This is a genomic window from Marinicrinis lubricantis (assembly GCF_042658665.1).
Classification (GTDB): Bacteria; Bacillota; Bacilli; order Paenibacillales; family KCTC-33676; genus Marinicrinis; species Marinicrinis lubricantis.
Genome location: NZ_JBHSQV010000027.1, coordinates 66,555 through 79,460, shown reverse-complemented (window position 1 = coordinate 79,460; position 12,906 = coordinate 66,555). Strand labels below are relative to the sequence as shown.

Sequence of the window (12,906 nt, the reverse complement as noted above, 5' to 3'; positions counted from 1 at the left end):
ATCATGAACTCGTGCATCCATTAAATACAACAAAACCCCCATACCCCGTTAGAGGCATGAGGGTCTGAAATCGACAACAGCTTATTTCATCATCCGCGAGTGCGTTCTCAGCTTCTTAAACCAATTGATCATTGGCTTTCGCGTTTGGCTGAAAATACCGATCGCTTCCGCCCCGATGTGCAGTGCCAGCAGAAGCAGCGGGATCGCAACAAGCGCAACCCACAATGCGACTTGGGAAAGTACAATCGCACATACACCAAAGAGCGAAGCAATGCCGTAAATGATGAGCACGGTTGAACGATGGCTGAATCCGGCTTGGAGCAGGCAATGATGCAGATGGCTCTTGTCAGCGACGGAGATCGGTGTACGGTTCAAAATCCGACGAATGATCGCAAAGAATGTATCAGATAATGGCACGCCCAAAATTAACAGCGGTACAACAAAGGATACCAGCGTCGTCTGCTTAAACCCTAAAATGGACAAAGTCGCTAAGGCGAATCCAAGGAACAGCGCTCCCGAATCCCCCATAAATATTTTCGCCGGATGGAAATTATACACCAAGAAGCCCAGAATACTGCCGAGCAAAATGGCACACAGCACAATAACCGTCACATTTCCCATCATGATAGCCATAATCAATGTCGTTGTTGTTGCAATGGCAGATACGCCTGCAGCTAAACCATCCAATCCATCAATCAGATTAATCGCATTTGTCACACCGACAATCCAGATGATCGTCAGCGGAATACTGATCCATTCCCCAAGCGTCGTCGACTCACCGAACGGAATTTTCACAAATTCCACCTTGAGATCGAACACGACAACGACCACGACAGCGGCGGCAATCTGTCCAAGCAGCTTCAGCTTCGGGGAAAGCTCGAATCGATCGTCCAGCGCTCCGACGAGTACGATAATCGATCCTCCGATGAGAAGACCCCACGCTGCATTCGCATGATAGGAATCGAGCGCCGGAATAATCATCATAAAAGCGGCAATGAACGCCAAGTAAATCGCCAACCCGCCGAGCCTTGGCATAATGCGGGTATGTACCTTCCGATGGTTCGGGGCATCTACAGCTCCTACCCATATGGCAAATCGTTTCACTAACGGTGTCATCACAAGCGCTACGATTAACGCTGCGACAAATGCAAATCCATATAATAACTCATTCATCGTTACAATTCACCTCTAAGTTCTCCTCACAGAAGTGGGATCGATGCGGCACTTTTTTCTTAACCTATGATTTTTGTCATTTTCATGATTTTCACTCAAGATCAGATTATACGCCGCCATCAGCCGAAACACCAATTCTGTTTTTGAGGTTTTTTAGCGGTTTCTGACGGATTTCGGGTCAACTTCTCACATTTTTTTCATCTACAATCGCATTTATTCACTTTCATTGCTGAAAACTTGATTTCTCGCCACTTTCCACAAAGTGTTACCTATCAACGTACATGCGGTTAAGATGATGCCTTTTCAAGCTGTTGTTCGTCATGGAAAGAAGTTGAAAGGATGTTTCTACTATTATCTAACGGTACAGCTTCACTTCATACCTTGCAAATCATGCCATACCTTGGTGATGAATACTGTCTATCCCTTCTGTTGAACGGGTTCATCAACTGCTTGCTCCATCAACGTTTTCTTCTCCCGAATCACCTTCCAAGCAAATTTCGGAAGAACAAGCATACGTCCAAAACGCGATGGTTCCATCAGAAGGCGATGCAGCCATTCCAAGCCAAGCTTGCGGAAAAGCTTCGGAGCCCGCTTCGTCTTGCCGGCGACGACATCGAAGCTGCCGCCGACTCCCATCATGACGGGTACTTGGAGCCTGCTTTTATATTTGTAAATCCAAGGATCCTGCGTCGCTCCGGACCGAGCGACAAACAGAAGATCCGGTTTGGCCTCCGTGATCGAGGCAATGACTTCTTCATCCTGCTCCGCTGTAAAAAAGCCATCCCGCACACCGACCATCTGGATGCCGGGATACAACTGCTTCATTCGCTCTGCCGTTACCGTTACTACGTCCGGCGCTGCGCCACATAGATATACTTTCCAGCCTTTTGTGCTTCCGTGTTCCAGCAAATGATGCATCAATTCAATACCCGGCACTCTTTCCTTGACCGGATGGCCGATATAACCAGCTGCCCAGACGGCACCAGCTCCATCAGGTACGATCAAGTCCGCCTCTTTCATCATTTGCATATTTCCCGGTATGTCTAACGCGGCCATAATCATAATCGGATTGGCGGTGATCACCTGATGAGGATCCTGGTTATCTACGGCTTCGACCAAATAGCGGACCGTCTCCTCCATTCCCAGCTTGCTAAATGGAACTCCGAAAATCCGAACCGCAGGTATATGTTTTCTCATGTTCAAGCCCTCACTTATTTTAGACGAAAAAAATGGCAGATGTGTTGCGAAGGTTGCCTGGATTTCTGACTCAGTTCAACTAACTTCTTCTTTTTTTCGGTTATCCACGATTCTCTTTCGTTCAATCGTCCTAATGCATTCGCGGCGAACACTTCCGGATCAAATCCTTCCACTCGGCCATCTGCCTGCATTCCGAGCCAATTCAGAAACTGATCGATCTTCGGATCATAGGACAATCCGGCCATCGGCACCCACTGGGATGCCGCATAAATTAACGAGTGGAGACGCATCCCGATCACCAAATCACATTTTGCCGCCTCACGTACCATTTCTTCCGGATGCTCCATGTCTGGGGCAAGCTCCCAGCGAAACGAATCCGGCGCTTCCTGCTCACAAAGCCGTGCAACATATTCCGATGCCTCGCGGTCGGAAGGCAGATGAAACGGTAAAAAGCGGAAGACAATTCGCTGCTTACGGCTCATCTTCACCAGTGCTTCAGCAAGCAGCTTCAGATCTGATCGGTCTTCGTTCCAAAAACGAACCGACACGCCGACGGTTTTTGCAGTGGAAAGCTCCAGTTCGGATGTTTCAGATGCATCAACGCCTTCTATATCTTGCATCATCCTCGGCATTCCCATCACCGGATCTGGCACGACATCGATCGCTTTCGTTACCCCGATGCGCTTTAGCAGATCCGCCGATTCTTCATCACGTACTGAAATATAAGCCGCCTTATGAAATACTTTTCGTATCCAGCGGTGAAATAAAGGGCGCCCGACTGGGCCTATTCCTTGGGAATATATAAAAACCGGTTTGCGCAGCCACTGAGCCAGCTTGATCACACCGAGATAATACGGGATCGTCTTCCAGCCGGTGACATCCTGCAGCAAGCTTCCACCGCCACTGATCAATCCGTCACTGCTCCGAATTGCTTTTAAGAGCTCACCAGGCTTCATTCGGTGAACCGACTCTACCCCGTACATCTTAGAAGTGAGAGCGGGATCAGCCGACAGTACAATCGGCTTGATCTTGACGCCGGATGCCTCACCCTCCGATTTCAATGCATTCAAGATGGAGAAGAGAACGGCTTCGTCCCCGCTGTTATGAAAACCATAATAACCTGAAATAACTATTCTTTTCGTTTCAGTCCCCATTTGCGCCAACCTTTCACTACAATGACTTCCCATAAAACAATGTATACTACACTAAGCAGTATGCCGAGCACTAACCCGTATGTCACGCGAATTCCGGAAATCCAGAACGGTGTATGCAAATGCGTGAATGTATTGACCATGGTCAGCTGACCGATGACCGCAAAGATCATAAAGTATAACCCGTTGCGGTATTTCAACACCAAGTAAGCAGCGAAAATAAACAATGGATGACCAATCAGGAACTCCTGTGTTCTCGGTCGAACATGCAGCGTGTTTTCCAGGAACGATCTGAACTGCATTTCAAAGGGCAGCGTCTGACCCGCATTGCCTGCTCTCGATAAATAGTACAGACCAACAACCCCGAGCACGCCTGCCGCCACGACATAGATCACTTTAATATTAGCCAGCAAAATACGCTTCGCCAGCTCCACTCCTTTATCCAAGCGGCCTTGATGGCTGAAAAATACATAATAAAGTCCGACGATCGCAATCGGTCCCAGCTTCAACAAGCTGATGCCGCGGAATAAATCGATGCGTACGACATATGTTATTCCCTGCAGCAATCCGCCTACGTAGAAGAATGCTGCTCCCGTTACCATGCAAGTAAACAAGAACAAAACGAGTGCACGCCAATAAGCATTCATGGAGGCAAATCGCTGAGATGCGGATGTTCTGCGCAGCCAGCGGATCGCCAGGATGACACTGAGACTCGGTGCTGCAATTGCAACACCTAACGCCATCGCCTGCAGCAGCAGCTTGGACGATAACACATATAAGCCAGCAGCCCCTATGCAGCCAATCAGGAAAACGGGAATTTGCAGTGCAGGGACAAAGGTACCGATAAGCAGCGTAAGCAGTGCTGCTCCGCCGATGACTAGAACCAGCTTCAGGATATCATCCCAAGCGTTTTCTTCATATTGGAATGGCTCTGCTTGCCCAACCTCGAAGCCCGCATCTTCTAATCGCTTTACCGCACCGTCCTCGCCAGACAGCGTATCCATTACGTTTTGCAGTGTGTTACGATATTCCGCCTTCGTATAATCGCGGACAATATCACTATTCAGATAGATCATGCGGATGTTGCGATCTTCGACCGCAAGCAAAATTCGATCGGACAGCTTCTTCGTGGCCTGTCCAGATTCACCTTCCATAATCGAATGGAGGCGAACGACATTGTAGTCCGTTAAATAAGCAAGCTTCTCCAGACCCTTCTGTCCAGAACCTCTAGACGGATCCGTTTCGATGAGAGCAAAACCGATATTGTATTCCTTCATCCATTCCGACATCATCGTAAGGGAGCGTTTGTCCGCCTCATTGTTGTAACCGGTGACCGCATCGCCGCCAAAAATGAACCATCTCACTTCGCGTTCCGCAAGCTGCTGCATGAGCTGTTTCATCGGTTCCGTCTGAAATGGACGATTGTCGGACAACCGCACGGCGATTTGAAATCCTTTGGCTCGCAGTTCATCCATAAGCTGCACATCCGGTGCCAGCGGCACGATCCTGGCCTGATCTTCCGGCAGCGTGATCCATGCTCCGGGCTGTCCCTCCGGCCAGCTGTAGGGCTCCACTTCGATGCCTCTTGCGGCAAAACCATCTTGGATCAGCGGAAGCAATCTCTCCGCTGCCGCTTCATCCTTAAACATCAAAACCGTCATATTCACATTCGAAATTTGCGGCGTTCCTGTCAATTCCGCCGCGGTCTTGTTGCTGTACACCGTCAGCAGGCGCTGCCGCTGCCAATCCGCGAGCGTATTCTCATACAACGCCAAAGTCGTTACACCAGATTCCTTCAAGCGATCCAATTGCTCGTCAATGAATACAGCCGGCTCGACTTGACTTTCCGCAATCAACACTAAATCGGTGTAGTCGAACACCATCTCCACGCGATTCGCTGACTTCTCGGTCTCGATCCGCTGCATAATTAACGGCAGTGAACTAACCATGCCTAATATGACCAAAATCCATAACAATCGGGTAAACAGCTTGTTCCATTTTTGTAGTAAAGCCAATCCTTCCACTCCCTGCCACCTTAGATTACCTCATCGTATTCAAAAAATATGCCTGCTATCTGTTACATTAAATTAACGAATAGATTCCCATTTTTGTTCAAAAAATATGACTTTTCGTGCAATTGATGGTGCACTGCGAATGGACCATCGGGGGCTTTAAGTCATCATGCCCGTTAAAAAACCTCTTAAGGAGTCATAAAATGCCATCCCCCTTAAGAGGTTCCACATCCCCCTCCGTCTTGGGGGTCTTACTTTACGCCCTGAGCTAATTGTTCAACCCGATCCATGACGTACGATCTGAGGGCCTGCATCGCTTTGCTGCTTTCTTCCATGCTGGAACGGCAAACCGAGAAATACACCTTGATCTTCGGTTCCGTACCGGAAGGTCTGAGGCAGAACCAAGAGCCGTCGCTGCATTTGAATTTCAGCACGTTCTCTGCAGGCAATCCGCCGAAGCCGTCTATGTAATCTTCGACTGCCTCCACTCGGGTCTCCCCGATTTGGACAGGCTTGTTGCTGCGCCAGTCGGACATAATTTCAGCGATTTTCTCCATACCGCTTTTACCTTTGAGGGTAATGGATTCGAGCTTCTCTTGGAAATAACCGTGCTGAATGTACAGCTGCTCAAGCACATCGACCAATGTCAGCCCTTGACCCTTGTAATAAGCAGCGGCTTCACTGATCAGCATCGAAGCCACAATGGCATCTTTATCCCGGGCATATGTGCCGGCTAAGTAGCCGTAGCTCTCCTCATATCCGAACACAAATTGCTTGTCCTGTGACTGCTCAAATTGTGTCATCTTCTCGCCGATAAATTTAAAGCCTGTTAGCGTGTTCTGCACTTCAATGCCGTAGCTTTCGGCAATTTTCGCACCCATTTCACTCGTTACAATCGTTTTAATGAGAACGCCGTTGTTCGGCAGCGTGCCTCTCTGCTTCATTCGGCTGAACAAATAGTGCGCCATAATCGCACCCGATTGATTGCCGCTTAAGATCTGATACGTTCCTTGAGCATCCTTCACGACCGCGCCCATCCGATCCGCATCCGGGTCGGTGCCGATGACGATATCTGCATCGACCTCTGCAGCCAGCTTCATCGCGATCTCGAATGCCGCCTGCTCTTCCGGATTCGGCGATTTCACTGTGGAGAAATTCGGATCCGGTTGATCCTGCTCCTTCACCGTGTACACCTTCTTACAGCCAAGCCGCTTCAGGATCGGAGGGACGAGTGTACCACCGGTTCCGTGAAGCGCCGTATACACAATCTGAATATCCTCCATCAGCTCGCGTTCCTCTTCCGTCATTAAGCTGACCGAAGCGACAGCGTCCATGTACTTGCTGTCGATATCTTCGCCAATCCAATGCAGCAATCCTTGACGCTCGGCTTCTTCCTTGCTCAACCTGCGAATTTCATCGAATGACGATACCTGATTCACCGCTTCTATGACGGCAGCCGCCTCATGAATGACAAGCTGTCCGCCATGCTCGTTATATACTTTATATCCGTTATATTCGGGAGGGTTATGACTCGCTGTAATGACTATTCCCGCTTGAGCTCCCAGTTCTCTTACTGCAAAGGAGAGCTCCGGCGTCGGTCTTAACGAATGAAACACATACGTTTCAATCCCGTTCGCCGCTAGTACTAGAGCGGACTCCAGTGCAAATTCAGGCGACATATGTCTGGAATCGTGAGCAATAACAGCCTTAGGCGGGCTTAGATGAGAAAACACTTGATTCATATAGTTGGCCAAGCCTTGTGTCGCCTTACCAACGGTATATTTGTTCATCCGATTGGTTCCGGCACCAATGACACCGCGAAGGCCCCCAGTACCAAACGCCAGTTCCTTATAAAAACGATCCTCAATTTCCTTTGGCTGGTCCTCGATCGAACGAAGTTCTGCCTTTGTCTGATCGTCTATGTTCGGATCATTAAGCCACACTTGGTATGTATTCATCACCGTATTCGTCATCATCTCAACTCCCTCTATATATTTAGAGCCTCGTCCGATGTGAACGAAGCTTATTCCCGATCGGAAAGCGCGAACATGATTTCGCCTTCTGCGACAACTTTGTCTTCTACCTTCGCAGTTGCTTTTCCTTTGCCAATCATCCCTTTCAAACGGATGATTTCAACCTCTAACTGAAGCGTATCCCCAGGAAACACCTGTTGGCGGAAACGGAAACCGTCCACACCGGCCAGAAGTCCAATCTTCCCGCGGTTCTCCTCTTTTGCGATAATCGCGACGGCGCCAACCTGAGCTAAAGCCTCTACAATCAGAACCCCTGGCATGACAGGATAACCTGGGAAGTGTCCCTGAAAAAACGGTTCATTTATCGTTACATTTTTGATGCCTACCGCTCGTATTCCTTCCTCCACCTCAATGATCCGGTCGACGAGCAGAAATGGATACCGATGCGGAATGATGCTCTGTATTTGTTCACTGTTCAACATGATGATAACCCCTTCCTTGACATATTCGTATAAAAAAGCTCGATTTCTGTCACAATAAGATTGTCCCTTCACAAGCTGCAGTAGTGAGGGTTGATATAAGAGAGCGTATTTATAGGGACTGCTGATTCCTCGGTTCAAAGCTTCTTCCTTCTTCATGACGGTTTAATCTTCGTTAAACGCTAAAGCAAGGAATAAGCGTCAAGGGAACGGCACATCTCTATAAATATGCTCCTTAGTTTTTACAATGAAACAGAGTATGTAAAAAAATCATACGCTCGTCTGTATGAACTGAGGGCAATGGAGTACTCGAAATCTTCAGTGTACTCACGCCTTCTGATTCACATGTCTGAGTTGACCTATGTATACAAATGAAGTGAAAAATGAAAAAGCGATCGCAAACCAAAGGATCCATACGGCGATATCCAACTGTAGAATAAGGAGCAAAATCGCTGCATAGTAAAACACTGTTGTCAGCTTGCCCAGCATATTTGCTGACGGCATTTTCTTACCGCGAAAATGAAATACAAGTGACCCTAAGATCATCCCAACATCTCGAATCAGAATCGCTGCCACTGCTTCCCACGGAATTAATTTTTCCAAAAACAGCGTTAATATAACCGTGATCATCATACATTTATCAGCAAGCGGATCCAGCATACTTCCTACATATGTTACCTGATTCCGCTTTCTCGCAATATAACCGTCCGCGACATCCGTCAATATTGACAACGCAACTATCGTGAATGCAGCTCCGTAATGGCCCTGCCCAAAGAATACAACATAAACCGGAATGAACACCAAGCGTATCGAAGTCAGTAAATTTGGCAGGTTCATGATTTTCCTCCCCCTGCATCTTATCCTTTAACATTATACATGTACCCTTCATAAAAGAAAACTCCCTGCATCGGTTCGTACAGGGAGTCTTATTGATACAAGCTTAATCCTTAAATACAAGATCGAATACATGCCGCCATGTATCCAGCTTCCATACATCTGAAGCGTCTCCTCCGCCAATGACCACATAGCCCGCATACATGCCCGCTCCAAGCGCAGCAATGCATAAGACAGGAACAATGAGTCTGCGGAACCAAACCCAGCCTTTATGCTTCCCTTTAAGCTTAGGTTTTGCAGCTTCCTGATCCAGCGCGGCGTTATCCGCTGCTTTGTCCGCTGATTTATCTTTCGCTGTTTCCGGCTTCACTGCCTTTTTGGCCGGCGAAGCAGTCTTGGCTGTCTGAGATCTAGCTACGCGCGACAATGTCTGCGGCTGCTCTGATAGATGATTGCGGGATTGCTCACGTTCTGTCATCATTATAACTTCCTTTATCCGCGGAACTAGCTGCCCCGCAAATTATTCGCCAAATTCATGAGCGTATCCGCAGAGGACAGCGCCCTCGCGTTAAGCTGATAAGCTCTTTGGATCGAGATCAAGTCGGTCATTTCTTTGGCCATATCCACATTGGATTGCTCTACATAGCCTTGATGGACTGATATGCCATAGGCCTGCATGACTTGTGCCTGCGTGACGTTCAGATTATCGGCCGGATCTGTAATGACACCTAGCATCTGCATGCCCGTATTCGCATCAACGGGAACGATATATAAATTTTCTCCAACCGGTTGAAGCAGTTCGGGCTTATCTACAGCCACGACCTTTAACTGACCTAGATTCTCCGGTGCTTCACCGCTATGATCATTATACGCTTGGATGTTTCCGAATGCATCAATCTCAATGCGCCGGTTATCTGGCACAATCGCCGGCTGTCCATCTGCCCGAACGAATACGTTGCCGCTCGCATCAGCTAATGCAGTCTGCTGGCCATAAGGTACCAGCTGCATCGCACTGCTGCGTGTGAAGGCTCTCTGCATGGCCGTATTCCCGTTCGCATCGGTTACCGGTACCGCTACCTCGAACAAGCCTTTGCCGTTCAGTGCTACATCATAGGGATGGTCGGTCTGCTGCAGTGTTCCTTGACTGAAATCGGTCTGCTGAAGGACGAGACGAGAACCCCATCCTTGCGGCAATCCAAGCGGTGTCAAACGATTCGCTTCATTGAACTCATCCGTCTGGTTTTGTACAGTCGTCAGCACATCCTGGAAACTCGCCTCTTTCCGCTTGTACCCGGCGGTATTCACATTCGCAATGTTATTGGCCAATATGTCCAATCTTTGCTGCAAGCCGTTCATCGACGACATCGCGCTAATCATCGAGTTGTTCATGCTGTATTCACCCCCGTATTTTTATGTATGATTCATATGATTTCGTCACCTGCGATATCATCAACCGGATTATATTCTTCCGACGTCATTTACGGCCTTCCCCAGGCTGCTATCCATATATTGAATGACTTTTTGGTTAGCCTCATAAGCTCTGACCGCAGCCATCATGTCAACCATGGCTTGTGCCGAATCGACATTCGAACGCTCCATATAGCCTTGAAGCACCTGCACTTGTGTGAAATCCTGAACCTCCTGCGGCGGATTCTCGTCCGCACCCGACAGTGCATATACTCCGTTGCCTTCGCGCACGAGCATATGCGGGTTGTTAATTTGCGATATGAACAGCCTTGCCGGCTCACCGTTAGCGTCAATAATAGGCTGAAGCTGCTCGGTGCTTCCGTCAAGCGGATCTTGGTCTGCCATCAGTACGCCGCCAGCACCCAGCTTAATCTGATCCATCGATAATCCGATCCCAGCTGCGTTCTGCAGGACAATCGGCTCTCCGTTCGCACCGGCCACTTGGTAACCGTCTGCCGTCATCAGCTCACCGCCGGATCCGAGCACGAATTTACCGTTGCGCGTATATCGTTCTTCTCCCGCTTCATTGAGGACCGTAAAGAAGGCCTGCGGCTGAATGACCAGCTCTCCGTCTGCCGTCACGGCCTGGCCGTTCTCATCAAAAGCATACTGCTCCCCGTCCACGGTCGTAATATTGGATACGATTGCGAAATCTGTAGCATTGCCCGTCTCTTCGAGATCGCCCTGCATAAATTGATTGATGATTTCTTCAACGTAAACGCCGTTATGCATACGGCCAATGGAGCTTTGCCCCGGCTGCGCATTGTCGCGAAGCAGGTGGATCAATACTTCTGGAAAAGATCGGCTCACTGCATTTTGCTCTTTATAGCCCGGTGTCTGTACGTTGGCGATATTATTCGTGATCGTGTCATGCTTGCGCTGCTGAGTCATCATTCCGGATGCTGCGGTATATAATCCTCTGATCATGGCTGCATCTCTCCTAAAACTTTTTCGAAACTTTGTCGAGGTTATCCAGCATAATGCCCGTTCCTTTAACGACACAGTGCATCGGATCTTCTGCAATCAGCACCGGTACCTTCAGCTCATCGGCCATTAATTGATCTAAGCCGTGAAGCATCGCTCCGCCGCCGGTCAAAATCACACCCCGGTCAATAATGTCTGCCGACAATTCCGGCGGTGTTCGTTCCAGTACGGTTTTGGCGGAAGTAATGATCGACGAGATGGGATCCCATAGAGCTTCCTTGATTTCATTCGAATAAATCGTTACGGTCTGCGGTAATCCGCTGACCATATCTCTGCCGCGGATATCCATCTCTTCCTTGCGTTCTTCCGGCAGAACGGTTCCAATTCGGATTTTAATATCTTCAGATGTCCGTTCACCAATTAACAGCTTATATTTATCTTTAATATATTTCGTAATGGCAACATCGAATTTATCCCCCGCGATCTTGAGCGAGGACGAGGTAACGACATCTCCCATAGACAACACGGCTACGTCCGTCGTTCCGCCGCCGATATCGACAACCATGTTGCCGCTCGGCTGATAAATGTCCATACCCGCACCGATGGCCGCAGCCTTCGGCTCTTCTTCCATGAACACATCCTTCGCACCGCTGCGTTCCGCCGCTTCACGAATTGCCTTCTGTTCAACGGAAGTAATGTTCGTAGGCGCACAAATCAAAATACGAGGACGACTGTACCAGCGCTTGCCGCCCACCTTTTGAATGAAATGCTTCAGCATAATTTCCGTAATCTCAAAATCGGCAATGACACCGTCACGCAGCGGACGCGTCGCAATAATGTTGCCCGGTGTCCGTCCTACCATGCGCCGAGCTTCCTCGCCCACCGCCAGTACCCGTTTCGTGTCGCTCTCAATCGCTACAACGGACGGTTCGTCCAATACGACGCCTTTATTTTTCATATGTATGAGCACGTTCGCCGTACCCAAATCAATTCCGATATCATTCGCAAACATATCCAAGGTTCCTCCCCGTTCGTAACAACGACCAAATTCCGAATGCTGCAGCAAATAGCAACCTGCCTATGTACCCGTCTTTCGTCCGAAAATCCTATCATTCCATATTATATGGTTACGGCCTTACGCTGTATAGAGATCAAATCTTGGAGGATCTATTCTTGTTCGAATGAAAGACCCCATCTACAGCTGGGTGCCAAGTAAGACGATCATGAAGCGTATACATGCTTGTACGATTTCTCTGTGAAAAGGAAAGTATAAGGAATATTCTCTTATACTTTCCCATACCATTACCTAAAATTCGATATGTTTGTCAAAATTCCTCTAAATAATGAGAAAAATCTTTAAATAATTGCGTTAATGACTTCAAAATTTAGACGACTGTCTGCAGGTAATAAACCTGCGAACACACCTTAATCCCCTTGCTCATGTGTCTTGCTTCCCATGTGCTGCGCCTTCGGATGGATGAGAGACGCCAGCTGGAACAGATTACAATTTTAAATAGGATCCATATATTCGAATGTGAATATTTCGTTTCCATCTTACGAAGCCGGTGGCGGCACAACTATTTTTTGTCGAAAATAGAATAGATTTGTGGATGGACGAGATGTACGTCTTTTGGATATGTATATTAGTACGGAGTAGATTGGGGAGCTAGATCAAGCGGCATTCCATTTTGTACGA

At 48.4% G+C, this 12,906-nt stretch carries 11 protein-coding genes; all 11 read right to left on the bottom strand.

The annotated features are described in order from the left end of the window. Nucleotides 1-81 precede the first annotated feature (81 nt). Nucleotides 82-1,173 carry a glycosyltransferase family 4 protein gene (locus ACFPXP_RS03695; RefSeq protein WP_379892476.1) on the bottom strand — a complete coding sequence of 364 codons (1,092 nt, stop codon included), beginning with the start codon at nt 1,171-1,173 and terminating at the stop codon, nt 82-84. A gap of 417 nt (nt 1,174-1,590) precedes the next feature. Continuing rightward, nucleotides 1,591-2,370 (bottom strand): WecB/TagA/CpsF family glycosyltransferase, encoded by a 780-nt coding sequence (locus ACFPXP_RS03690; RefSeq protein WP_379892474.1) that lies wholly within the window; start codon nt 2,368-2,370, stop codon nt 1,591-1,593. A 14-nt stretch (nt 2,371-2,384) separates the two neighbouring features. Beyond that, a complete protein-coding gene (csaB, locus tag ACFPXP_RS03685) occupies nt 2,385-3,524 on the bottom strand; it encodes a polysaccharide pyruvyl transferase CsaB (RefSeq protein WP_379892472.1) in 1,140 nt (379 codons plus the stop codon). Continuing rightward, entirely contained in the window at nt 3,500-5,536 is a 2,037-nt protein-coding gene (locus ACFPXP_RS03680; RefSeq protein WP_379892470.1) for a DUF5693 family protein, read from the bottom strand. Before ACFPXP_RS03680 ends, csaB begins: the two co-directional genes overlap by 25 nt. Before the next feature lie 248 nt (nt 5,537-5,784). Next, a complete protein-coding gene (locus ACFPXP_RS03675; protein ID WP_379892467.1) occupies nt 5,785-7,509 on the bottom strand; it encodes a phospho-sugar mutase in 1,725 nt (574 codons plus the stop codon). A gap of 47 nt (nt 7,510-7,556) precedes the next feature. Further along, nucleotides 7,557-7,988, bottom strand: coding sequence for a 3-hydroxyacyl-ACP dehydratase FabZ (fabZ, locus tag ACFPXP_RS03670; protein WP_379892465.1), 432 nt, complete (start codon nt 7,986-7,988; stop codon nt 7,557-7,559). Nucleotides 7,989-8,312: 324 nt separating this feature from the next. Beyond that, nucleotides 8,313-8,822 carry a CDP-alcohol phosphatidyltransferase family protein gene (locus ACFPXP_RS03665; RefSeq protein WP_379892463.1) on the bottom strand — a complete coding sequence of 170 codons (510 nt, stop codon included), beginning with the start codon at nt 8,820-8,822 and terminating at the stop codon, nt 8,313-8,315. Nucleotides 8,823-8,925: 103 nt separating this feature from the next. Beyond that, a complete protein-coding gene (locus tag ACFPXP_RS03660; protein ID WP_379892461.1) occupies nt 8,926-9,300 on the bottom strand; it encodes a DNA-directed RNA polymerase subunit beta in 375 nt (124 codons plus the stop codon). 23 nt (nt 9,301-9,323) lie between these two features. Beyond that, complete coding sequence (locus ACFPXP_RS03655) at nt 9,324-10,208, bottom strand: flagellar hook-basal body protein (protein ID WP_379892459.1); 885 nt, start codon at nt 10,206-10,208, stop codon at nt 9,324-9,326. Nucleotides 10,209-10,277: 69 nt separating this feature from the next. After that, on the bottom strand, nt 10,278-11,213 hold the full coding sequence (locus tag ACFPXP_RS03650) for a flagellar hook-basal body protein (protein ID WP_379892457.1): 936 nt from the start codon (nt 11,211-11,213) through the stop codon (nt 10,278-10,280). Nucleotides 11,214-11,226: 13 nt separating this feature from the next. After that, a complete protein-coding gene (gene mreB / locus ACFPXP_RS03645) occupies nt 11,227-12,222 on the bottom strand; it encodes a rod shape-determining protein (protein WP_379892455.1) in 996 nt (331 codons plus the stop codon). Between the last annotated feature and the right edge of the window lie 684 nt (nt 12,223-12,906).